The organism is Streptomyces sp. NPDC026575, from assembly GCF_055567415.1.
In genome coordinates this window covers 199,933-222,880 of sequence record NZ_JBVHQM010000007.1, presented here as the reverse complement: position 1 = coordinate 222,880, position 22,948 = coordinate 199,933, and the positions used below count along the sequence as shown (strand labels likewise).

Here is a 22,948-nt window from a genome sequence, read left to right as displayed (position 1 = left end):
AGGCGGAGCGCCGTCAAACCCCCGTGCACCGCCCACCGGCCGTACGGCAGCATGGCCCCATGCCCGCACTGCAGCGCGACGAGGCGCAGACCCGAGCCCGACTCATCGACGTCCACCGCTACGCCGTCGAACTCGACCTCACCCACGGTGAGGAGCGGTTCGGCTCCCGTACGGTGATCCACTTCACCGCGCGAGCGGCCGGCGACACCTTCGTCGAGCTCAAGCCCGCCGAGCTGCACTCCGCCATCCTCGACGGCCGGCCCCTCGACCCCGAGGCCCTCGAAGACAACCGCCTCCCGCTCACCGGCCTCGCCCCCGGCGACCACGAACTGCGCCTGGACGCCACCATGCGCTACTCCCGCACCGGCGAGGGCATGCACCGCTTCACCGACCCCGCCGACGGCGAGAGCTACGTCTACACCCAGCTGTTCATGGACGACGTCCAGCGCGTCTTCGCCGCCTTCGACCAGCCCGACCTCAAGGCCGTCTTCGAGCTGACCGTCACCGCCCCCGAAGGCTGGAGCGTCCTCGCCAACGGCATCACCGAACACCTCGGCCGGGGCCGCTGGCAGGCCGCCCCCACCCCCCTGATCTCCACCTACCTCGTCGCCGTCGCCGCCGGCCCCTGGCACTCCGTACGCACCGAACACGCCGGACTGCCCTTCGGCATCCACTGCCGCCGCTCCCTCGCGCCCCACCTGGACGCCGACGCCGAGGAGATCCTCGACCTCACCCGCCGCTGCTTCGACCGCTACCACGAGATCTTCGAGGAGCCCTACCCCTTCGACTCCTACGACCAGGCATTCGTCCCCGAATTCAACGCCGGCGCCATGGAGAACCCGGGCCTGGTCACCTTCCGCGACGAATTCGTCTACCGCTCCGCCGTCACCGACACCGAGCGCCAGACCCGCGGCATGGTCATCTCCCACGAGATGGCCCACATGTGGTTCGGCGACCTGGTCACCCTCCAGTGGTGGGACGACATCTGGCTCAACGAGTCCTTCGCCGAGTACATGGGCTACCAGGTCCTGGCCGAGGCGACCCGCTTCACCGACACCTGGACCGACTTCGCCGTCGCCCGCAAGGGCTGGGGCTACGACGCCGACCAGCGCCCCTCCACCCACCCCGTCGCCCCCACCCCCGAGGACGTCCCCGACACCGCCTCCGCCCTGCTCAACTTCGACGGCATCTCCTACGCCAAGGGCGCCTCCGCCCTGCGCCAGCTCGTCGCCTGGATGGGCAACAAGGACTTCCTCACCGGCATCAACGACCACTTCGCCCGGCACCGCTTCGGCAACGCCACCCTGGCCGACTTCATCGACTCCCTCGCCCGCGCCACCGACCGCGACGTCCACGCCTGGGCCGCGCGCTGGCTGCGCACGACCGGAGTCGACACCCTCACCCCCGAAGTCGGCGAAAACACCGACGGCACCTGGAGCCTGACCGTCCACCAGACCGGAAGCTCCGACGGCACCCGCCCCCACCACCTCACCGTCGGCCTCTACGACCACGACCCGCACACCCCCGGCCGCCTCCTCCCGCGCACCCCGCTGTCCTGGGACCTGCCGCACGACGGCGACCACACCGCCACCGGCGACCGCCCCGCCCTGCTCCTGCTCAACGACCAGGACCTCGGCTACGCCAAGGTCCGCCTCGACCCCCGCTCCTGGGACACCGCCCTCGCCGCCCTGTCCGGCCTCCCCGACCCGCTGACCCGCGCCGTCGTATGGAACGCCGCCCGCGACATGGTCCGCGACGGCGAACTGCCGCCCACCGCCTACCTCGACGCCGCCCGCGCCCACCTCCCGCACGAGACCGACCTCGCCATCGTCCAGGGCGTGCTGGCCTTCGCCCGCACCCAGATCGCCGACCGCTACCTGACCGCCGACCGGCGCCACACCGCCCTGGCCACCCTCACCGCCCTCAGCCGCGACATACTCCGCCGCACCGAAGGCCCCGAGAACGGCAGCGCCACCGGACTGCGGCTGGTCGCCGTCCGCGCCCTCATCTCCAGCGCCACCACCCCCGAAGGCATACAGGACTGGCTCGACGACGGCAGCGTCCCCGGCGGCCCGCACCTCGACCCCGAACTGCGCTGGCGCATCCTCGGCCGGCTCGCCACCCTCGGCGCCACCACCCCCGAGCTGATCGACGCCGAACTCGCCCGCGACCCCAGCGCCACCGGCCGCGAAGGCGCCGCCCGCTGCCACGCCGCCCTCCCCGACCCGGCCGCCAAACAAGCCGCCTGGGACGCCCTGTTCACCACCGACGAGGGCACCGCCCTGTCCAACTACCTCTTCACCGCCACCGCAACCGGCTTCTGGGCACCCGAGCACCACGACCTGCTCCGCCCCTACGTCGCCCGCTACTTCACCGACGTCCCCGCCCTCGCCGCCGCCCGCGGCCCGGCCCTCGCCGCGGCCGCCGGCCGCGACGCCTTCCCCGCCGCCTTCGTCGAGGAGGACACCCTCCGCCTCGGCGAGACCTGCCTCGCCGACGGCGACCCCACCCCCGCCCTCCGCCGCAAGCTCATCGACCAACTCGACGACCTGCGGCGGGCGTTGGCGGTACGGGCCGCCGCGGCGGGCGACGGCGCATAGCGCACACCCCCGCGCGCAGCGGGTGCCGCCGGACCGGCAGCCGGCGGCACCCGAACACCTGCGGTACACCCGTACCACTTTCGGGTGGTATGACCGCAAGCGCTGGATGCGGAGCGTATCGGAGCAGTAACTTAGGGCCGCCTAACGACTATCCGAACGGATGGCCTTCGCGACGCAGCCCGAACGCCCCTCACGGAAGAGCGCATCCATGTCCGTGCCCCCTGCCGGCACCGCCCTCGCAGGCGGCACCAACGGCCCCCGCGCACTGCGCCCCCTCCTCGACACCGTCCTCGACGCCCTCACCACCGGCGCCGAGGACCGCGCCGGCCCCCTCCCGGCCGGCGGCCCCGACGCCGTCGCCCGCGCCGTACACGACGCCTGCCACCCCGTGCTGCCCGAGCACGGCACCGGACCGCACACCGCCCTGCGCACCCTCGTCCACACCCTCGCCGCCGGCGCCGCCGACCCCGCCGACCCCCACTGCGCCGCCCATCTGCACTGCCCGCCACTGGCCCTGGCCACCGCGGCGGACCTCGCCGCCGGCGCCCTCAACCCCTCCATGGACTCCTGGGACCAGGCCCCCGCCGCCTCCGCCCTCGAAGCCCTCACCAGCCGCGCCCTCGCCCGCCTCGTCTACCCCCGGGCCACCGCCCCCGACGCCCTGATCACCACCGGCGGCACCGAATCCAACCAACTCGGCATCCTCCTCGCCCGGGAGACCGCCGCCGGCAACGCCCCCCTCCAGATCGTCTGCGGCGCCAACGCCCACCACTCCATCCACCGCTCCGCCTGGCTCCTCGGCCTCCCGCAGCCCCTCACCCTCCCCACCCCCGACGGCACCCTCGCCCCCGACACCGTCCACACCTGCCTGGCCAACCTCACCGGCCACACCGGCCCCGTCCTCCTCGCCGCCACCGCGGGCACCACCGACACCGGCGCCATCGACCCCCTCCCCGCCCTCGCCGACCTCGCCGAACACCACGGCGCCCGCCTCCACATCGACGCCGCCTACGGCGGACCGCTCCTCTTCAGCGACACCCACCACACCGCACTCGACGGCCTCACCCGCGCCCACACCGTCGCCCTCGACCTGCACAAACTCGGCTGGCAACCCGTCGCGGCCGGCCTGCTGGCCGTCCCCGACCCCGCCACCCTCGCCCCCCTCACCCACCAGGCCGACTACCTCAACGCCGACGACGACACCGAAGCCGGCCTCCCCGACCTCCTCAGCCGCTCACTGCGCACCACCCGCCGCCCCGACATCCTCAAAATCGCCGTCACCCTCAAGGCCCTCGGCCGCCACGGCCTCGGCGAACTCGTCGACCGCACCCTCGCCGCCGCCCAGGACCTCGCCGACCTCATCGAGGCCCACCCCCACTACGAACTCCACTCCCGCCCCACCCTCAGCACCGTCCTCTTCCGCCCCACCCACGCCGACGACACCACCCTCGCCACCATCCGCCGCACCCTCCTCACCGACGGACAAGCCGTCCTGGGCCGCGCCACCACCCCCACCGGCCTCTGGCTCAAGGCCACCCTCCTCAACCCCCACACCCAAACCGGAGACCTCACCACCCTCCTCAAACTCGTGGAAGGCCACATCCCCCGATGAGCACCGCTCCCGAAACCCCCGCCACCACCCACACCGCGAGCCCCGACGAACCCCTCGACCTCGCCGGCATCGGCATCGGCCCCTTCAACCTCTCCCTCGCCGCCCTCGCCCACCCCCTCACCCAACTGCGCACCGCCTTCTACGACCAGCGCCCCGCCTTCCGCTGGCACCCCGGCCTCCTCATCGACGGCGCCACCCTCCAAGTCCCCTTCCTCGCCGACCTCGTCACCCTCGCCGACCCCGCCAGCCCCTGGAGCTTCCTCAACTACCTCAAGACCCGCGAACGCCTCTTCCCCTTCTACTTCGCCGAGCGCTTCCACATCCACCGCGCCGAATACGACGCCTACTGCCGCTGGGTCAGCGAAAACCTCCCCGGCCTCCACTTCGGCCACCAGATCGACGCCGTGCGCTGGAACCCCGAACACGAGGCATTCGAGATCGACTTCACCCAACTCGGCACCGAAGGCGAAGCCGAAGCACTCGGCCGCACCTACGCCCGCAACCTCGTCCTCGGCATCGGCACCACCCCCCACATCCCCCTCCCGCTCCGCCCCCTCGCCGACGCCCCCGCCGTCCCCGTCATCCACTCCGCCGACTACCTCGACCACCGCGAGCAGCTGCTCGCCGCCGACCACATCACCGTCATCGGCGCCGGCCAGTCAGGCGCCGAGATCTTCCTCGACCAGCTCCGCGCCCGCCCCACCGGCCGCGAAGGCATCCACTGGCTCGCCCGCACCCCCGCCTTCGCCCCCATGGAATACAGCAAACTCGGCCTCGAACACTTCACCCCCGACTACACCCGCTACTTCCACGCCCTCCCCGAACGCGTCCGCGACGACCTCGTCCCCCGCCAATGGCAGCTCCACAAGGGCATCGACCACGACACCCTCGCCGCCATCCACGACGAGCTCTACCGCCGCACCCTCGACGGCGGATGGCCCGACGCCACCCTCACCCCCGGCGTCTCCGTGCGCACCGCCGGCCGGGTCGGCACCACCAAGGTCGAACTCCACCTCGACCACACCCAGCAAGGCACCCGTTCCCGCCTCACCACCGACGCCGTCGTCCTCGCCACCGGCTACCGCGAACGCCGCATGGACACCCTGCTCGCCGCCCTCGACCCCTACGTACGCCGCGACGCCGCCGAACGCCCCCGCGTCGACGCCGACCACCGCCTGGTCCTCGACCCCGGCGTCACCGGCTCCCTCTACGTCCAGAACGCCGAAACCCACACCCACGGCGTCGGCACCCCCGACCTCGGCCTCGCCGCCTGGCGCAGCGCCACCATCCTCAACTCCCTCACCCAGACCACCCCCTACCCCCTCCCCACCCGCACCGCCTTCACCACCTTCGGCCTTCCCCAGCCCACCACGGGCCGCGCCGGCACCGTCCCCCGCCAGGGATCCACCCTCGTCCCACGCCACTGACCCACGGCGGCGATGCCCTCCCCGGCACCGCCGCCGCCCCTCAGGCGTGGCGCTTGTCATGCTCCTGACTGCGTGACGGGGCCCCGCCGCACCCCACCCGGCCGCCGTACTCCCAGCGGCCCAAACTCCCACCCCGCCCCTCCGCGATATGCGACCCTTCGCCCACCCGCACCCCAAGGAGCCCCCCATGACCGACCCGAGTCACGACGCCCCCATCGAAGACACCCCCATCGAGATCACCCCCGCCACCCCCACCGCCCTGCCCTACGGCACCCCCGACACCCCCCGCCTCGCCGTACGCGGCGAAGCCCGCCTCGAAGTCGACCCCGAAATCGCCCGCATCAGCGTCACCGTCAGCGCCCGCGGCACGGACCGCACCACCGCCCTCACCGACCTCACCCGCCGCAACGAACAAGCCCTCACCCTCATCAAGAGCTACGGCGACGCCATCGAAAAACTGGAAACCGGCGCCTTCAGCCTCACCCCCCAACTCACCGAGAAGGGCCGCCACGAACGCATCCGCGCCTACCACGGACGCGTCACCCACACCGCCACCCTCAACGACTTCACCACCCTCGGCGAACTCACCACCCGCCTCGCCGACCTCGACCTCACCCGCGTCGACGGCCCCTGGTGGGCCCTGCGCCACGACTCACCCGCTCACCGCGACGCCCGCACCCAAGCCGTACGCGAAGCCGTCCAGCGCGCCCGCGAATACGCCGAGGCCCTCGGCGCCCACCTCGACGCCATCGTCGAACTCGCCGACCTCGGCGCCGAGAACACCGCCCCCGTCGCCGCCCCCGCCATGCGCTCCTTCGCCGGCTACGGCGGCGCCCCCGTCCAGGAATCCGCCCCCGCCCTCGACCTCGAACCCCAGCGCCAGACCGTCTACGCCAATGTCAATGCGCGCTTTACGATGACCCGCCCCGCACTATGACCACACTGTGAGACGCCACCGCGCGAGGGCGGAAATCCGCTCATCGGAGCGCCGTCATGCCCATTCCATTACTTGTCAACAGCCTTTCACCAAGCGCTCGTTGAGCAGTCACTTCTTTACAGTTCCCTACCGCCCGGTAAGTCATAGAGTCGAAACATGCGCCGAGCAAAGATCGTCTGCACACTGGGACCCGCCACCGACTCGTACGAGCAGATCAAAGCCCTCGTCGAGGCCGGAATGGACATCGCCCGCTTCAACCTCAGCCACGGCACCTACGCCGACCACGAGGCGCGATTCGACCGGGTCCGCAAAGCGTCCGAAGAAACCCGCCGCAGCGTCGGCATCCTCGCCGACCTTCAAGGTCCGAAGATTCGCCTGGGTCGATTCCGAGAAGGCCCCGTACTTCTCGAACGCGACGACGAGTTCACGATCACCGTCGAACCGTCCACCGAAGGCGACCGCCACATCTGCGGCACCACCTACCCCGGCCTCGCCGACGACGTCACCACCGGCGAACGCATCCTCGTCGACGACGGCAAGGTCACCCTGGAGGTCACGGGAGTCACCGGCCCCCGCGTCCACACCAAGGTCATCGAAGGCGGCATGGTCTCCGACCACAAGGGCCTCAACCTCCCCGGCGTCGCCGTCTCCGTCCCCGCCCTCTCCGAAAAGGACCAGGACGACCTCCGCTGGGCACTGCGCTACGGCGCCGACATCATCGCCCTCTCCTTCGTCCGCAGCGGCCGCGACATCGAAGACGTCCACCGCATCATGCGCGAGGAAGAGCGCTTCCTCCCCGTCATCGCCAAGGTCGAAAAGCCCCAGGCCGTCGACAACATCGACGACATCGTCGCCGCCTTCGACGGCATCATGGTCGCCCGCGGCGACCTCGGCGTCGAAATGCCCCTCGAAACCGTGCCGATCGTCCAAAAGCGCGCCATCAAACTCGCCAAGCGCAACGCCAAACCGGTCATCGTCGCCACCCAGATGCTCGACTCGATGATCGACAACTCCCGCCCCACCCGCGCCGAAGCCTCCGACGTCGCCAACGCCGTCATCGACGGCACCGACGCCGTCATGCTCTCCGGCGAGACCAGCGTCGGCAAATACCCCACCGAAACGGTCAAGACGATGAGCCGCATCGTCGAGGCCGCCGAGGAAGACCTCCTCGCCAAGGGCCTCCCGCCGCTCACCGAGGCCAACAAGCCCCGCACCCAGGGCGGCGCCGTCGCCCGCGCCGCCGCCGACATGGGCGACTTCCTCGGCGCCAAGTTCCTCGTCGCCTTCACCCAGTCCGGCGACACCGTCCGCCGCCTCTCCCGCTACCGCTCGCCGATCCCCCTCCTGGCCTTCACCCCCGACCCGGCCACCCGCTCCCAGCTCAACGTCAGCTGGGGCGTGGAGACCTTCCTCGGCCCGACCGTCGACTCCACCGACGAGATGGTCGCCCAGGTCGACGAGCAGCTGCTGAAGCTCGGCCGCTGCCAGAAGGGCGACATCGTCATCATCACCGCCGGCTCCCCGCCCGGCGTCCCCGGCTCCACCAACCTCGTCCGCGTCCACCACATCGGCGAGGACGACTCCCCGAAGTAGCCCCACCCGCACCACACTTGAACCCGCTGGGCCGAGGAACTGACTGCCGTCCCCGTCAGTACTTCGGCCCGATGTGTTGGTCCATGAGGGCGACGGAGGCCCTGCGGGCCACGGAGATGTTGAACGGGTCGCTGCCGCGGGCGAGGGGCGTCCACTCGACCCCGACCTTCGTGAGGGTGTCCGAGCAGAGCCTGCGGATGTCGTCGGACTTGTTGGTGAAGAAGTACCGCGGGTACTCGTAGCGCTTGCGCTCCCCGCCGACCATCCTGGTCGTCCAGTTGGTGATCCGACAGCCGTCGGAGTGGATCAGGCCGCGGATGAACTCCCACGGGTGTGCGTCCACGATCCGCTGCTGCCAGGGTTCGAGAACGATCGGTCGCTCGTGCTTCTTGCCCACGCCATGCTGCGGGAACATGCACCATAAGTGCTTGGAGTAGACCTTCACGTTGTGGCATCCGGTCCTGCTGACGCGGCACACGGAGTTGTCTGGGAACACCGCGCGCATCGCGGCTTCGCAGGCGTCCATAACGCCTGGCCAGTCGTCGCCGCACGTGATCATGAGGCTCGGTACGCGATGCGCCGAGTACTGGATGACGTGGCCGTCGCCCAGGTAGAGGGCGAGGAGGTAGGAGTATGCGGCTGCGTCGAGCTCACGCCCGTCGCACCGTGGGCATTTCGGATCGTGGGATCCTGGGCACTCTCCGCGCTTGGCGCGGTCCATGTGCAGCCAGTAGCCGATGGTGCCGAGGGGGACACCCAGGGCGCGGGCCACGTCCGCGTTCCTTGGCCCCGCGCGGAGCTGGGCCAGTGCTTTGTGTCGCACGCTTGTGCCGTGAAGTCTCATATCGTCACTGTGTGTGACGGAGTCGGGGAGCGCAACGAAAACGCGTACGATTCACGCGAACGTGGGGATCCGCTTGTTCAGAGGTGCCGGGTGCGGGATTCGAACCCGCACGCCCTTTCGGACAGATGCTTTTGAGGCATCAGCGTCTGCCATTCCGCCAACCCGGCTTGCTGCTCAAGACACCCTACCGTGTGCATCATGACGGCCGCCTCTAGGTAGGCTGCAATGGCACCACCTGCCTGGAACGAGGAGTCCCGTGAGCGCCGCCGAGCCCGAGCAGCCCGTCGCCGATGACGATCAGTCGCATGTCCCGCCGCTGACCACGCGCGTCGTGATCGCCGAGGACGAGGCCCTCATCCGTCTCGATCTCAAAGAGATGCTGGAGGAGGAGGGCTACACCGTCGTCGGCGAGGCCGGGGACGGGCAGACCGCCGTCGACCTGGCCCGGGAGCACCGCCCCGACCTGGTGATCCTGGACGTGAAGATGCCGGTTCTGGACGGTATCTCGGCGGCCGAGAAGATCGCCGAGGAGAGCATCGCGCCGGTGCTGATGCTGACCGCGTTCTCGCAGCGCGAGCTGGTGGAGCGGGCGCGCGACGCGGGGGCGATGGCGTATCTGGTGAAGCCGTTCTCCAAGAGCGATGTCGTGCCGGCGATCGAGATGGCGGTGAGCCGGTTCACCGAGCTGAAGACGCTGGAGAAGGAGGTCGCGGACCTCACGCAGCGGCTGGAGACGCGCAAGCTGGTGGACCGCGCGAAGAGCATTCTGCAGACGCAGTACGGGCTGACGGAGCCGGCTGCCTTCCGGTGGATCCAGAAGACGTCGATGGACCGCCGGCTGTCGATGCAGCAGGTCGCCGAGGCGGTCATCGAGGACGCCGAGGAGAAGAAGCAGAAGAAGGACCAGTAGTCGCGCGTTGTGCGTGGGCGGCCCCGTACCGGTGGATTCCGGTACGGGGCCGCTTGTTTGGGGGAGTGGGGTGGTCAGTCCTCGCCCAGGTACGCCTTGCGGACGGATTCGTCGTGCAGGAGCGATTCGCCGGTGCCGGAGAGGGAGATCTTGCCGATTTCCATGACGTGGGCGTGGTCGGCGAGGGAGAGGGCGGCCTGGGCGTTCTGTTCCACCAGGAGGATGGTGGTGCCCTCGGAGCGGAGTTCGCGGATGGTCTCCATGATTTTCTGCATCATGATCGGTGACAGGCCCATGGAGGGTTCGTCGAGCATGAGGAGTTTGGGGCGGGACATCAGGGCGCGTCCCATGGCGAGCATCTGCTGTTCGCCGCCGGAGAGGGTTCCGGAGGCTTGTTTGCGGCGTTCCCCGAGGATGGGGAAGAGCTCGTAGATCCGCTGGATGTCGGATTCGATGCCGTTGGCGTCCTTGCGGAGGAAGGCGCCGAGCTGGAGGTTCTCGGCGATGGTGAGGCGGGGGAAGAGCCGGCGTCCTTCGGGGGAGTGGGCGAGGCCGCGTTCGACGATCTTGTGGGCGGGCACGCCGTCGAGGGGTTCCCCGTCGAAGGTGATCTTTCCGGCGAGCGGCTTGAGGAGGCCGGAGAGGGTGCGCAGGGTGGTGGTCTTCCCGGCGCCGTTGGTGCCGATGAGGGTGACGGCCTGACCTGCTTCGACGGAGAACGAGATGCCCTTGACGGCTTCGATCTTGCCGTAGGCGACGCGGAGGTCCTCGACCTCTAGCAGTGCGGTCATGGGGTGTCTCCGGTCTGTTCCTCGGCCGGCTGGTGGGCCGGCTCCGCGGTGTCGCTGGTGGTGGCCGGTTCCACGGGTTCTCCGAGGTATGCGGCGATGACGCGTTCGTCGGCCTGGACGACGTCGGCGGTGCCTTCGATGAGTTTCTGGCCCTGGACGAGTACGGCGACGCGGTCGCAGAGGTTGAAGATGAACCGCATGTCGTGCTCGATGACGAGTACGGCGGTGCCCTGGTCGCGGATGGCGAAGACGAGTTCCTGGGTGGCGCGGGTCTCTTGGGGGTTCATGCCCGCGGTGGGTTCGTCGAGCAGGAGGAGTCCGGGCTCGCTGGCGAGGGCGCGGGCGATTTCCAGCTTGCGTTGTTCGCCGTAGGGGAGGTTGCGGGCGAGGTGGTCGCGTTTGTGGGCGAGGCCGGTGAATTCCAGGAGTTCCATGGCGCGTTCTTCGCTGCCGAGTTCGGCCTTTTTGAAGCCGGGGCCTCTGAGCAGTGCCGACCAGAGCCCTTCTTTGGTGCGCGTATGGCGGCCTACGAGGACGTTCTCCAGGACGGTCATGTTGGCGAAGAGGCGGATGTTCTGGAAGGTGCGGGCGATGCCGGCCTGGGTGACGAGGTGGGGCTTGCGGGAGAGGCGGGTGCCTCGGTAACTGACCGTGCCCTCGGTGGGGGTGTAGAGGCCGGTGAGGCAGTTGAAGAAGGTGGTCTTGCCGGCGCCGTTGGGGCCGATGAGGCCGACGATTTCGCCGCTGTTGACGGTGAGGTCGACGCCTCGTACGGCGGTGAGTCCGCCGAAGCGCATGGTGACACCGGAGGCTTCGAGGATGGTGCCGGTGCCGGTGGCGGTGATGGTGGGTGTGGTCATGGTGTCGTCACGCCTTTGCCTTGGTGACGCCGATGGCCGCGTCTGCGTCGGGCAGGCGCTGGTCGGGCACGTCGAGCTGGCCGGTCTCGTGGAATTCGAGCTGCTTCCTGCGGTCGGCGATGAGCCCTTCGGGGCGGAAGCGCATCAGCAGCACGAGTGCGATGCCGAAGAGGAGCAGCTGGTAGTCCTGGAGGAAGTCGAGCTTGGCCGGGATGAGGAAGAGCAGGGCGGCGCCGACGAGGGGTCCGCTGAGGGTTCCCATGCCGCCGAGGATGACGGCGGCGAGGAGGAAGGCGGAGTTGGGCGGTTGGGGCCCGGCGAACTGGAACTGCTCGGGCGTGGCCGTCGTCACCACGTGTGCGTGGACGGTGCCGGCGAGTCCGGCGAGGGCGGCGCCGAGGGCGAAGGCGAGGAGCCGGAGCCGGAAGCTGTTGATGCCCATGGCGATGGCGGCGGTCTCGTCTTCGCGGATGGCGATCCAGGCGCGGCCGATGCGGGAGGCTGCGGCGCGTCGGAAGACCATGACGACGAAGGCGGTCACGAGGATCATCAGCAGGTAGTAGTTGCCGTAGGTGGCGATGGGGATGCCGAGGATGTCGTGGGGTTCGCCGAAGTTGAAGCCGAAGATCTCCAGGTTGGGGATGTTGGGGATGCCCATGGCGCCGTTGGTGATGTCGGGGCCGGTGGTGCCGTTGAGGTTGAGCATCGCGATGCGGAAGATCTCACCGAAGCCGAGCGTGACGATGGCGAGGTAGTCGCCGCGCAGGCGGAGGGTGGGGGCACCGATGAGGACGCCGAAGACGAGGGAGGCCGCGGCGCCGGTCAGGAGGGCCGCCCAGAAGGGGAACTGGATGCCGAGGGCGGATTCGGCGGAGCCGGAGACGAGGGCCGCGGCGTAGGCGCCGACACCGAGGAAGGCGACGTATCCGAGGTCGAGGAGGCCGGCGAGGCCGACGACGACGTTGAGGCCCAGGGCAACGGTGGCGAAGATCAGGATGTTGGCCCCGATGATCGTGTACTGGTCGGTGTCCTGGGTGAAGGGGAAGCTGGCGGCGGCGAGGAAGGCGGCGCACAGAGCCGGGCCGCGGTGTGCGTGGGTGAGTTCGGTGAGCCGTTTGACCAGTCCTGCCCGGTTGAGGGCGGGGATGGCGATCACCATGAAGAGGAGGTACCCGACGAAGGGGGCGCCGTCGTCGGTGTCGATGCCGTAGGTGAAGGCGAGGAGCCCGGCGGCGAAGGCGGCGGCGATGATGAGGATTTCGGCCCAGCCGGGGAGCTCGCGGGTGCGGCGGGTGACGGGGGTGGCGGCGAGGGCCGCGGTGAAGCGCTGCCAGGCGTCCTTGGGCGGGGTGTCCGGGGTGCGGTCGGCGGGGAGGCCGAGCGCGGCGAGGAGGGTGAGCAGGGAGGTGACGCCGGCGAGGAAGCCGCCCGGTTCGAGGTTGACCAGTCCGCCGAGTTGGACGGCGATGGCGACGAGGGTGAACCAGGTGGCGGCGAAGGTGGCGAGGGCGGCGAGCAGCACGGGGGCGTTGCGGCCGCCGGGGGTGAGCCATTGCAGGCCGCGGATGCCGAGTCCGGCCGCGGCGAGGAGGAGGGTGAGGAGGCCGCCGACGAGGGTGAGGAGCTGCAGTCCGGCGGGGGATCCGTAGTAGGTGAGTTCGCCGGGGAAGTCGTTGCTCCAGGTCCAGGCGAGGCCGGTGGTGACGGCGGTGGCGAGGGCGGCCGCCGCGGTGGCGATGCGGGCGGGGCGCTCGGGGAGCGCGAGGACGCCCGGGGTGCCGGGGGCGGTGGTCTTGGTGATCTCTGTGGTCATCGTTATCACGCCCGATCCGCGACGCGTTCGCCCAGGAGGCCCTGTGGTCTCAGGAGGAGTACGAGGATGAGGAGCACGAAGGCCCAGACGTCCTTCCAGGCTCCGCCGCCGAATTGCTGCATGCCGGGGATCTCTTCGATGTAGGCGGTGGCGAGGGCTTCGGCGATGCCGAGGACGACGCCGCCGAGCATGGCTCCGTAGATGTTGCCGATGCCGCCGAGGACGGCCGCGGTGAAGGCCTTGAGGCCCATGATGAAGCCCATGCGGAACTGGACCTCGCCGGTGCGCAGCCCGTAGGCGACGGCGGCGACGCCGGCGAAGGCGGCGCCGATGGCGAAGGCGAGGACGATGATCCGGTCGGTGTTGATGCCCATGAGCTTGGCGGTGTCGGGGTCCTGGGCGGTGGCCTGCATGGCGCGGCCGCTGCGGGTTTTGGCGACGAAGAAGCCGAGGGCGATCATGCAGGCGGGGGCGGCGATGAGGACGAAGATGTCGCCGCGCTGGACGGTGGCGCCCAGGATCTCGAAGGAGTGGCCCTTGAACTGGGGGAAGACCCGGGCCTGCTTGCCGTCGGGGTACCACTTCCAGATGGCTTGCTGGAGGGCTATGGACAGGCCGATGGCGGTGATGAGGGGGGCGAGGCGGGGTGCGCCGCGCAGCGGTCGGTAGGCGAACCGTTCGGCCGCGATGCCGACGAGGACGGATACGGCGATGCCCCCGAGGAGCATGATCGGCAGGGCGAGGGCGAGTGAGGTTCCGGCGGGCAGTGCGAGGTAGACGCTGAGTGCGCCGAAGCCGCCGACCATGAAGATCTCGCCGTGGGCGAAGTTGATGAGCTGGACGATTCCGTAGACCATCGTGTAGCCGATCGCGATGAGACCGTACATCGCGCCGAGGATGAGTCCGTTGGCCAGCTGTTGCGGCAGTTCGCTCACCGCAGGCCTCCGTTGTGTGGGAGTGAGGGGATGCCGGGGTGTCCCGGTGTGCCACGGGCCGCGCCAGGGTCGTTCGTGGCGTCCTGGCGCGGCCCGGGGTGGTGCGTGCAGCGGTGTGTCAGGTCGGTCAGCTCTTGTCGAACTTCTTGAATTCGGCGCTGAAGCGGGAGGCCCACTTGCCCTTGTCGACCTGGTAGGCGGTGATCATGGTGTTGGTGGTGTCGCCGTACTTGTCGAAGGCGACGGAGCCGGTGACGCCGTCGAAGCTGACCTTGTTCATGGCCTTGGAGACCTGCTTGCGGGCGTCGTCGGGGAGCTTGCCGTCGTTGCCTTCGACGACGGCCTTGACGGCCTGGATGAGGGCCCAGGTGGCGTCGTAGGTGGAGCCGCCGTACGCCTCGTATGCCTCCTTGAAGCCGGCCGCCTTGTAGTCGGCGATGAACTTCTTGGCGGAGGGGAGTTCTTCGACGGGCTTGCCGACGGAGGAGGCGTAGTCGCCCTGCGCCTTCTTGTTGAGCTTGATGTAGTCGCCGCTGTACATGCCGTCGCCGCCCATGAGGGGGACGGTGACGCCGCCGTCCTTGAGCTGCTGGCTGAGGGGGCCGGAGGCGGGGTATTCGCCGCCGTAGAAGACCAGGTCGGGCTTGGCGGACTTGACCTTGGAGACGACGGCCTTGAAGTCGCGGTCCTCGGGGCTGACGTGCTCGGTGCCGACGATCTTGCCGCCGAGCTTGGTGAACTGGTCCTTGAAGGAGGAGGCCAGGCCGACGCCGTAGGTCTTCTGGTCGTCGATGACGTAGACCTTCTTGACCTTCATCTTCTCGAAGGCGTACTGCCCGTCGAAGGCGCCCTGCACCTCGTCGGTGGTGGCGGTGCGGAAGTACGTGGGGAACTGGCGGACGCGCTTGTCCTTGCGCCAGTCGGGGCCCTGGGTGAGGTCGGGCGTGGTGTTCGCCGGGGAGATCAGGGTGAGGTCGTTCTGCTTGGAGACCTGCTGCATGGACTGGGCGACGCCGGAGTTGAGCGGGCCGACGATGCCGAGGACGTCCTTGTCGCCGGCGAGCTTGGTGGTGTTCTGCTGGCCGACGTTGGGCAGGGCCTTGTCGTCGAGGGCTTCGAGTTTGAAGGTGACGCCCTTGACCTCGCCGGCCTTGTTGGCGTTGTCGATGGCGAGCTGGGCGGAGTTGCGGATGCCCAGGCCGAGCGCGGAGAGCTCGCCCGTGGTGGGGGCGTCGAGGCCGATGACGACGGTCGTCTTGGAGCCGTCGCCGCTCTTGTTGTCGCCGCGGGAGCCGCACGCGGAGAGCGTGAGGGCGCCTGCGGTGACTGCGGTGGTGAGGATGAGCAAGGAACGGTGACGCACGATCAGTCCTTTCCCTGGCGCGGCCATGGCTGTCGCGTGGCCGTTTCGCCACCGGGCTGTAAGTGGTACAGGGATGTCCGTCCTCACAGTGAGCCCGGGGGCGCGGTGACTGGCGGTGACTCTAGAGCGGTGTTCGTCGGCCCGGCAGAGGCGCTGAGCAGGATGTGACGCTCTTGTTATGACCGGCTACGAGCGTTTCGGTCTCATGCTCCTTACAGCCGGGGCGGACGCGGCGCGGAGGATGAACTTGCACTTCCGTGGGTGAATCTGAACCGGGGTGTCGGTATTGCGTCCGGGTATCGGACGCGGTGGGCGCGGCGGGGGCGCGCTCGGCCGTTCACCCGGTGCGCGGGTTGGGGCGGGATTGCACGGATGTTACTCAGTGTTACGGATACGGGAACGGCCCCGCTCCCAAGGGGGGCGGGGCCGTGGTGGAGGGCGGCGCTGTGCCGTCCGTTTTTGGTCAGCCGCGGTAGGTGTCGGTGTCGACGTCGCGCAGCAGGCAGGTCAGGCGGGCGGTGCAGACCCGCTTGTCGTGCTCGTCGGTGATCACGATTTCGTAGGTGGCGGTGGAGCGGCCGCGGTGTACGGGGGTGGCGACGCCGGTGACCAGTCCGGAGCGGACTCCGCGGTGGTGGGTGCAGTTGAGGTCGACGCCGACGGCGGCCTTGGTGGGGCCGCCGTGCAGCATCGAGCCGACGGAGCCGAGGGTCTCGGCCAGGACGGCGGAGGCGCCGCCGTGCAGCAGGCCGTAGGGCTGGGTGTTGCCCTCGACGGGCATGGTGCCCACGACGCGCTCCGGCGCCGCCTCGATGACCTGCACGCTCATCCGCTCGCCGAGGTGTCCGGCGGAGAAGAGGCCGGGCAGGTCGATGCCGAGGCCCGCCCACTGGTCGAGGATCTGCTGCGGAAACTTCGTGGTGTGCTGCTCGCCCATGCTTACGGCTCCGTTCGCTCGCCCGTGATCGTCATCGATCCGTGCCTGTTCCTATCAGGCCGCTGAGCGGGCGCTCAGCGCGGGGGCCGTCCGCTGCCGGTGGCGGCCTGGTGGCGGTCAGTGCTCGTGGGGGGTCTCCAGGCGGATGACCACGGACTTGGAGGCAGGGGTGTTGCTGGTGTCGGCGGTGTGGTCGAGCGGGATCAGGACGTTGGTCTCGGGGTAGTAGGCGGCCGCGCAGCCGCGGGCGGTGGGGTAGTGCACGACGCGGAAGCCGGGCGCCCGCCGCTCGCTGCCGTCGGTCCATTCGCTGACGAGGTCGGTGTAGTCCCCGTCGGCCAGGCCCCGTTCGCGGGCGTCGTCGGGGTGCAGGAGCACCACGCGGCGGCCGTTCTTGATGCCGCGGTAGCGGTCGTCGAGGCCGTAGACGGTGGTGTTGTACTGGTCGTGGGAGCGCAGCGTCTGGAGCAGCAGCCGTCCTTCGGGGACGGTGGGGTAGGAGACGGGCGCGGCGGTGAAGTTGGCCTTGCCGGTGGCGGTGGGGAAGGTGCGGCTGTCCCGGGGGGCGTGCGGCAGGGCGAAGCCTCCGGGGCGGGCGACCTTGGTGTTGAAGTCCTCGAAGCCCGGGATGACATGGGCGATCCGGTCGCGGATCGCCGCGTAGTCCTGCTCGAACTTCTCCCACGGGGTGCGGCTGGCGTCGCCGAGGACGCGGCGGGCCAGGCGGGCGACGATGGCCGGCTCGGACAGCAGGTGGGGGCTCGCGGGTGCCAGCCGGCCGCGGGAGGAGTGCACCATGCCCATGGAGTCCTCGACGGTCACGAACTGCTCGCCGCTCTCCTGCAGATCGCGTTCGGTGCGGCCCAGGGTGGGCAGGATCAGCGCGCGGGCGCCGGTGATCACGTGCGAGCGGTTGAGCTTGGTGGAGACGTGGACGGTCAGCCGGGCGCGGCGCATCGCGGCCTCGGTGACATCCGTATCGGGCGTCGCGGCGACGAAGTTGCCGCCCATCGCGAAGAACACCTTGGCCCGGCCGTCGCGCAGCGCATGGATGGCACGGACGACGTCGAGGCCGTGCTCCCGGGGCGGCGCGAAGCCGAACTCCTTCTCCAGGGCGTCGAGGAAGGCGGGCGCGGGCCGCTCGAAGATGCCCATGGTGCGGTCGCCCTGGACGTTGCTGTGGCCGCGTACGGGGCACACGCCGGCACCGGGGCGGCCGATGTTGCCGCGCAGCAGAAGGAAGTTGACGACCTCCTGGATGGTGGGGACGGAGTGCTTGTGCTGGGTCAGGCCCATCGCCCAGCACACGATCGTGCGCTCGGAGGCCAGGACCATGGTCAGTGCGCGCTCGATCTCCTCGCGGGTCAGGCCGGTGGCCCGCAGCGTCTCGTCCCAGTCGTCGTCGGCCCGCGCCAGCTGCGCGAACTCCTCGAAACCGTGGGTGTGTTCGCGGATGAAGTCCTCGTCGACGGCGCCGTCGGCGGCCAGGATCAGGCGGTTGAGGGCGCGGAAGAGCGCCTGGTCGCCGCCGAGGCGCACCTGGAGGAACAGGTCGGTCAGGGCGGTGCCGCCGCCCGCCAGGCCGCGGGGGGTCTGGGGGTTCTTGAAGCGCTCCAGTCCGGCTTCGGGCAGCGGATTGATCGAGATGATCTTCGCGCCGCCGGCCTTGGCCTTCTCCAGGGCGGTGAGCATCCGGGGGTGGTTGGTGCCCGGGTTCTGGCCGGCGACGATGATCAGGTCGGCCTTGTAGAGGTCCTCCAGCAGCACGCTGCCCTTGCCGATGCCGATGGTCTCCGTCAGGGCGGAGCCGGACGACTCGTGGCACATGTTGGAGCAGTCGGGGAGGTTGTTGGTGCCGAACTCGCGGGCGAAGAGCTGGTAGAGGAAGGCGGCCTCGTTGCTGGTGCGCCCGGAGGTGTAGAAGACGGCCTCGTCGGGGGAGTCCAGGGCGGTCAGTTCCTCGCCGATGAGGTCGAAGGCCCGCTCCCAGGGGACGGGGACGTAGTGGTCGGCGCCCTCGGCCAGGTACATGGGGTGGGTGAGGCGGCCCTGCTGGCCGAGCCAGTAGCCGCTGCGGGTGGCGAGGTCGGTGACGGGGTGCGCGGCGAAGAAGTCCGGGGTGACCCGACGCAGGGTGGCCTCTTCGGCGACGGCCTTGGCGCCGTTCTCGCAGAACTCGGCGGCGTGGGTCTTGTCGGGCTCGGGCCAGGCGCATCCGGGGCAGTCGAAGCCGTCGGGCTGGTTGACGCGCAGGAGGGTCAGGGCGGTGCGGCGCACGCCCATCTGCTGCTGGGAGATCCGCAGGGCGTGGGTGATGGCGGGCAGGCCGACGGCGGAGTGCTGGGGTTCGCTGACCTTGGGTGCGTCCTGGACGGGGTCCGACGCGGGCGGCTTGCCTGCCATGGCGCTCTCCCTTGAGCCGTGAGGTGGTGCTCGCTCCGCCCTGGCGGCGGATCGTTGCGGTGCGCATCAGATCCTGTCACGGACCGGGGCCGGCGGCGTAGGGGCGGGCGCGGGCGGCGCGGGGCCCGCGTTTTCGCGGTGCGGGCGGGGCGGTGTGCGGCCGGGGGCCGGGCCGCCGCGGCGGGGATTGTCAGTGGGGCGTGGCAGGATCGGGGGCGTGGCAGCAAAGGCAGCGAAGAAGAGCGAAGCGACCGGCACCGAGGCGGCGGCGGGCGGTCGTCCCCGCCTGCTTCTGATGGACGGGCATTCCATGGCATATCGGGCGTTCTTCGCCCTGCCCGTGGAGAATTTCACGACCGTCACCGGACAACCGACCAATGCGATCTACGGCTTCGCGTCGATGCTCGCGAACACTCTGCGCGACGAGGCGCCCACGCACTTCGCGGTGGCGTTCGACGTCTCGCGCAAGACCTGGCGGTCGGCGGAGTTCGCGGACTACAAGGCGAACCGCTCCAAGACCCCCGACGAGTTCAAGGGCCAGGTCGAGCTGATCGGCGAGCTGCTCGACGCGATGCACGTCAAGCGCTTCGCCGTGGAGGGGTTCGAGGCCGACGACGTGATCGCCACGCTCACGGAGCAGGCCACCGCGCAGGGCTTCGAGGTCTCGATCGTCACCGGCGACCGCGACGCCTTCCAGCTGGTCTCCGACGACGTCACGGTCCTCTACCCCACCAAGGGCGTCTCGGAGCTGACCCGCTTCACCCCGGAGAAGGTCTTCGAGAAGTACGGCCTGACCCCCGCCCAGTACCCGGACTTCGCCGCGCTGCGCGGTGACCCGTCCGACAACCTCCCCGGCATCCCGGGCGTCGGCGAGAAGACCGCCACGAAGTGGATCAACCAGTTCGGTTCGTTCGCGGAGCTGGTGGAGCGCGCCGAGGAGGTCAAGGGCAAGGCGGGCGCCAACTTCCGTGAGCACCTGGAGGCGGTGAAGCTCAACCGCCGGCTGACCGAGATGGTGCGCGACGTCGAGCTGCCCTGCGGCCCGCAGGAGCTGGTCCGCGAGGCATACGACCGCGAGGCGCTCACGGTCTTCCTCAACGCCCTGGAGATCCGCAACCAGGGCCTGCGCGACCGGCTGCACGCCGTCGACCCGGGTGCCGCCGAGGCCGTCGAAGAGGCCGCCCCGGCCGCCGGCGTCGAGGTGGACGGCACGGTCCTGGGCACCGGCGAGCTGGCCGGGTGGCTGGCCGAGCACGCCGCGGGCCCGCTGGGTGTGGCCACCGTCGACGTCTGGAGCCTGGGCAGCGGCAGCGTCGCCGAGGTGGCGCTGGCCGCCCCCGCCGGCCCGGCCGCCTGGTTCGACCCGGCCCAGCTGGACGAGGCCGATGAGCGGGCCTTCGCCGCCTGGAGCGCGGACGCGGCCCGCCCCAAGGTGATGCACAACGCCAAGGGGCTGATGCGGGTCTTCGGCGAGCACGGCTGGCGCATCGACGGCGTCACGATGGACACCGCGCTGGCCGCCTATCTGGTCAAGCCCGGCCGCCGTTCCTTCGCCCTGGACGCCCTGTCCATCGAGTATCTGGGGCGCGATCTCGCCCCGGCGGCCGCCGGCGACGGGCAGCTGGCGTTCGGCGCGGACGAGGAGGCCGAGGCGGACGCCCTGATGGGGCAGGCGCGTACGGTCCTCGATCTGGGCGTGGCGTTCGAGGCGAAGCTGGCGGAGGTCGGTGCGGCCGAGCTGCTGCGCGATGTGGAGCTGCCGACCAGCGAGCTGCTGGCCCGGATGGAGCGGGCCGGTATCGCCGCCGACCGGGGCTGGCTGGAGCGCATGGAGCAGCAGTTCGCCGGCGCCGTGCAGCAGGCCGTGAAGGAGGCGCATGCCGCCGCGGGCCATGAGTTCAACCTGGGCTCGCCCAAGCAGCTGCAGGAGGTCCTCTTCGGCGAGTTGGGCCTGCCCAAGACCAAGAAGACCAAGACCGGCTACACCACCGATGCCGACGCCCTGGCCTGGCTGGCCTCGCAGACCGAGAACGAACTCCCGGTGATCATGCTCCGCCACCGCGAGCAGGCCAAGCTGCGCACGACGGTCGAGGGGCTGATCAAGACCATCGGCGGGGACGGCCGGATCCACACCACCTTCAACCAGACCGTGGCCGCGACCGGCCGGCTGTCGTCCACGGACCCCAATCTGCAGAACATCCCGGTGCGTACGGACGAGGGCCGGGCGATCCGCCGTGGCTTCGTCGTCGGCGAGGGCTTCGAGTCCCTGCTGACGGCCGACTACAGCCAGATCGAGCTGCGGGTGATGGCCCACCTCTCCGAGGACGAGGGCCTGATCGAGGCATTCACCTCCGGCGAGGACCTGCACACCACCGTCGCCTCCCATGTCTTCTCGGTCGCCACGGACCAGGTCGACGCGGAGATGCGCCGCAAGATCAAGGCGATGTCCTACGGCCTGGCGTACGGTCTGTCGGCCTTCGGCCTCGCCCAGCAGCTGGGCATCCAGCCCGATGAGGCCCGCAAGCTGATGGACAACTACTTCGAGCGGTTCGGCGGGGTGCGCGACTACCTCCGCCGCGTCGTGGAGGAGGCCCGCGCCACCGGCTATACGGAGACGATGCTCGGGCGCCGCCGCTATCTGCCCGACCTCAACAGCGACAACCGCCAGCGCCGCGAAATGGCCGAGCGGATGGCGCTGAACGCCCCGATCCAGGGCACCGCCGCCGATATCGTCAAGATCGCGATGCTGCGGGTCGACGCGGCGCTGCGGGCGGCCGAGCTCCGGTCCCGGATGCTGCTCCAGGTCCATGACGAAATCGTCGTCGAGGTGGCCCCCGGCGAACGCGAGAAGGTCGAGGAACTGCTCCGCCGGGAGATGGCCGCGGCGGTCGAACTGCGCGCCCCGCTGGACGTCTCGGTCGGCTCGGGCAAGGACTGGGAGTCGGCGGCGCACTGACCCACCACGGGGGCCGGAAAAGCTCCGGCCCCCGCTCGGCCCGCCCCCGCACCGGGCCCACGGCTCAGCCGCGGACGCGCGCGGACCGGTCGGACACGCCCTCGCGCTCGCCCACGTCCGGCCGCGCCCGGCGTGCCCGCCGCTGCAGCAGCCGTACGGCCACGGCGTACAGCGGCAGCCCCAGAGTGAGGCCCGCGCCGGCGCCGAAGAGCACGGTCGGGATGTAGTTCGGCCAGGTCGCTGCGTCGCCGTAGACGGCGTGCGCCCGCAGGGTCCGATGTGTCGCGCCGATCAGTACGCACAGGGCGAGCGGCGCGGTCAGCAGCAGCCGCAGCCGCACGGTCAGATGGGGCACGGCGCCCGGGCCGGGCACCGCGGCCACGGCGCCCGCGGGCCCGCCCGTGTCCCGCAGCGCCGACCACCCGAACCACGCCATGGCCACCAGCGCCAGCGCCGAGGTGCCGTACTGCACATACGTCGCCACCGGCAGACCGCCCACGGTGTCGTTCAGCACGGGTATCAGCCGGGTGCCCCAGCGGCCCGGGTGGGTGAAGGCGTCCCATACGACATGCGTCGCCGCCCCGAGCACCGCCGAGACGATGAACCACCCCACCAGCGCGGCGAGTTCGCGGGGCCCGCGCGGTCGCCAGGGACGGCCCCGCAGCACTGTGTGCGTCCGGCCCCGCCAGGCCCGGGGCAGCAGCGCCAGCGCCGGCTCGCGCAGCAGCAGCCAGCCGCCGACCAGCCCCGCGGTGACCAGGACGTCCACCGTCAGCACGCCGGGCAGCGAGTGGGTGACGTCGCCGAACTCCATGGCGCCCGGCACCACGGTGTCCGCGTAGTACGTCATGTCCGGTGCGAACGAGCCCGCGACGAGCGCCGAGGAGACCAGCGGGCCACGGCCCGCGCCGGTCCGCCGGATGGCCGGGAGCACGGCGGCGGCATGGCTGAGCGTGAACGGCATGAG

The 22,948-nt window shown here is 70.4% G+C and carries 16 protein-coding genes and 1 tRNA gene; 7 read left to right on the top strand and 10 right to left on the bottom strand.

All coding sequences use genetic code 11. From position 1 onward, the window contains the following. The first annotated feature begins 59 nt into the window (after nt 1-59). The 5 genes from pepN to pyk all read left to right on the top strand — a co-directional run bounded on the left by pepN (nt 60) and on the right by pyk (nt 8,169). Nucleotides 60-2,600, top strand: a complete 2,541-nt coding sequence (pepN, locus tag ACZ4NB_RS12470; RefSeq protein WP_467660652.1) for an aminopeptidase N — start codon at nt 60-62, stop codon at nt 2,598-2,600. Between the two features lie 208 nt (nt 2,601-2,808). Next, nucleotides 2,809-4,212, top strand: coding sequence for a pyridoxal phosphate-dependent decarboxylase family protein (locus ACZ4NB_RS12465; protein ID WP_467660650.1), 1,404 nt, complete (start codon nt 2,809-2,811; stop codon nt 4,210-4,212). Beyond that, complete coding sequence (locus ACZ4NB_RS12460) at nt 4,209-5,639, top strand: lysine N(6)-hydroxylase/L-ornithine N(5)-oxygenase family protein (RefSeq protein ID WP_467660649.1); 1,431 nt, start codon at nt 4,209-4,211, stop codon at nt 5,637-5,639. The genes ACZ4NB_RS12465 and ACZ4NB_RS12460 overlap by 4 nt, the downstream gene beginning before the upstream one ends. Nucleotides 5,640-5,826: 187 nt before the next feature. Continuing rightward, nucleotides 5,827-6,576 (top strand): SIMPL domain-containing protein, encoded by a 750-nt coding sequence (locus ACZ4NB_RS12455; RefSeq protein WP_467660647.1) that lies wholly within the window; start codon nt 5,827-5,829, stop codon nt 6,574-6,576. 156 nt (nt 6,577-6,732) lie between these two features. Beyond that, nucleotides 6,733-8,169 (top strand): pyruvate kinase, encoded by a 1,437-nt coding sequence (pyk, locus tag ACZ4NB_RS12450; RefSeq protein WP_467660645.1) that lies wholly within the window; start codon nt 6,733-6,735, stop codon nt 8,167-8,169. Between the two features lie 55 nt (nt 8,170-8,224). On the opposite strand, the gene ACZ4NB_RS12445 is transcribed toward pyk, so the two are convergent. Next, nucleotides 8,225-9,013, bottom strand: coding sequence for a helix-turn-helix domain-containing protein (locus ACZ4NB_RS12445; protein ID WP_467660643.1), 789 nt, complete (start codon nt 9,011-9,013; stop codon nt 8,225-8,227). Between the two features lie 84 nt (nt 9,014-9,097). After that, nucleotides 9,098-9,180 (bottom strand) — tRNA-Leu (locus tag ACZ4NB_RS12440). A gap of 89 nt (nt 9,181-9,269) precedes the next feature. Between ACZ4NB_RS12440 and ACZ4NB_RS12435 the strand changes: the two genes are divergently transcribed. Beyond that, nucleotides 9,270-9,923, top strand: coding sequence for an ANTAR domain-containing response regulator (locus ACZ4NB_RS12435; protein ID WP_384437711.1), 654 nt, complete (start codon nt 9,270-9,272; stop codon nt 9,921-9,923). Nucleotides 9,924-9,997: 74 nt separating this feature from the next. Here the strand turns inward: ACZ4NB_RS12435 and ACZ4NB_RS12430 are convergent, their stop codons facing one another. From ACZ4NB_RS12430 to ACZ4NB_RS12400, 7 genes are all read right to left on the bottom strand, one after another. After that, nucleotides 9,998-10,714: an ABC transporter ATP-binding protein gene (locus tag ACZ4NB_RS12430; RefSeq protein WP_467660641.1), complete on the bottom strand. Its 717-nt coding sequence runs from the start codon at nt 10,712-10,714 to the stop codon at nt 9,998-10,000. Then, nucleotides 10,711-11,574, bottom strand: a complete 864-nt coding sequence (locus ACZ4NB_RS12425; RefSeq protein WP_467660639.1) for an ABC transporter ATP-binding protein — start codon at nt 11,572-11,574, stop codon at nt 10,711-10,713. Before ACZ4NB_RS12425 ends, ACZ4NB_RS12430 begins: the two co-directional genes overlap by 4 nt. A gap of 7 nt (nt 11,575-11,581) precedes the next feature. Beyond that, complete coding sequence (locus ACZ4NB_RS12420; RefSeq protein ID WP_467660637.1) at nt 11,582-13,387, bottom strand: branched-chain amino acid ABC transporter permease; 1,806 nt, start codon at nt 13,385-13,387, stop codon at nt 11,582-11,584. Nucleotides 13,388-13,392: 5 nt separating this feature from the next. Further along, a complete protein-coding gene (locus tag ACZ4NB_RS12415; protein WP_393492072.1) occupies nt 13,393-14,322 on the bottom strand; it encodes a branched-chain amino acid ABC transporter permease in 930 nt (309 codons plus the stop codon). A gap of 127 nt (nt 14,323-14,449) precedes the next feature. Next, complete coding sequence (locus ACZ4NB_RS12410; protein WP_467660853.1) at nt 14,450-15,670, bottom strand: branched-chain amino acid ABC transporter substrate-binding protein; 1,221 nt, start codon at nt 15,668-15,670, stop codon at nt 14,450-14,452. 478 nt (nt 15,671-16,148) lie between these two features. Beyond that, the gene (locus tag ACZ4NB_RS12405; protein ID WP_467660635.1) at nt 16,149-16,622 is read right to left on the bottom strand and encodes a PaaI family thioesterase; all 474 of its coding nucleotides are present in this window, start codon (nt 16,620-16,622) and stop codon (nt 16,149-16,151) included. A 117-nt stretch (nt 16,623-16,739) separates the two neighbouring features. Beyond that, the gene (locus ACZ4NB_RS12400; protein ID WP_467660633.1) at nt 16,740-19,025 is read right to left on the bottom strand and encodes an FdhF/YdeP family oxidoreductase; all 2,286 of its coding nucleotides are present in this window, start codon (nt 19,023-19,025) and stop codon (nt 16,740-16,742) included. Nucleotides 19,026-19,242: 217 nt separating this feature from the next. Here ACZ4NB_RS12400 and polA point away from each other — a divergent pair, with 217 nt between their 5' ends. After that, complete coding sequence (gene polA, locus ACZ4NB_RS12395; RefSeq protein ID WP_467660631.1) at nt 19,243-21,981, top strand: DNA polymerase I; 2,739 nt, start codon at nt 19,243-19,245, stop codon at nt 21,979-21,981. A gap of 64 nt (nt 21,982-22,045) precedes the next feature. Here the strand turns inward: polA and ACZ4NB_RS12390 are convergent, their stop codons facing one another. Continuing rightward, entirely contained in the window at nt 22,046-22,945 is a 900-nt protein-coding gene (locus ACZ4NB_RS12390; protein WP_467660629.1) for a DUF4184 family protein, read from the bottom strand. Between the last annotated feature and the right edge of the window lie 3 nt (nt 22,946-22,948).

Coding starts and splice junctions, on each gene's coding strand:
- pepN (WP_467660652.1), top strand. CDS start 60: ATGCCCGCACTGCAGCGCGACGAGGCGCAGACCCGAGCCCGACTCATC.
- ACZ4NB_RS12465 (WP_467660650.1), top strand. CDS start 2,809: ATGTCCGTGCCCCCTGCCGGCACCGCCCTCGCAGGCGGCACCAACGGC.
- ACZ4NB_RS12460 (WP_467660649.1), top strand. CDS start 4,209: ATGAGCACCGCTCCCGAAACCCCCGCCACCACCCACACCGCGAGCCCC.
- ACZ4NB_RS12455 (WP_467660647.1), top strand. CDS start 5,827: ATGACCGACCCGAGTCACGACGCCCCCATCGAAGACACCCCCATCGAG.
- pyk (WP_467660645.1), top strand. CDS start 6,733: ATGCGCCGAGCAAAGATCGTCTGCACACTGGGACCCGCCACCGACTCG.
- ACZ4NB_RS12445 (WP_467660643.1), bottom strand. CDS start 9,013: ATGAGACTTCACGGCACAAGCGTGCGACACAAAGCACTGGCCCAGCTC.
- ACZ4NB_RS12430 (WP_467660641.1), bottom strand. CDS start 10,714: ATGACCGCACTGCTAGAGGTCGAGGACCTCCGCGTCGCCTACGGCAAG.
- ACZ4NB_RS12425 (WP_467660639.1), bottom strand. CDS start 11,574: ATGACCACACCCACCATCACCGCCACCGGCACCGGCACCATCCTCGAA.
- ACZ4NB_RS12420 (WP_467660637.1), bottom strand. CDS start 13,387: ATGACCACAGAGATCACCAAGACCACCGCCCCCGGCACCCCGGGCGTC.
- ACZ4NB_RS12405 (WP_467660635.1), bottom strand. CDS start 16,622: ATGGGCGAGCAGCACACCACGAAGTTTCCGCAGCAGATCCTCGACCAG.
- ACZ4NB_RS12400 (WP_467660633.1), bottom strand. CDS start 19,025: ATGGCAGGCAAGCCGCCCGCGTCGGACCCCGTCCAGGACGCACCCAAG.
- ACZ4NB_RS12390 (WP_467660629.1), bottom strand. CDS start 22,945: ATGCCGTTCACGCTCAGCCATGCCGCCGCCGTGCTCCCGGCCATCCGG.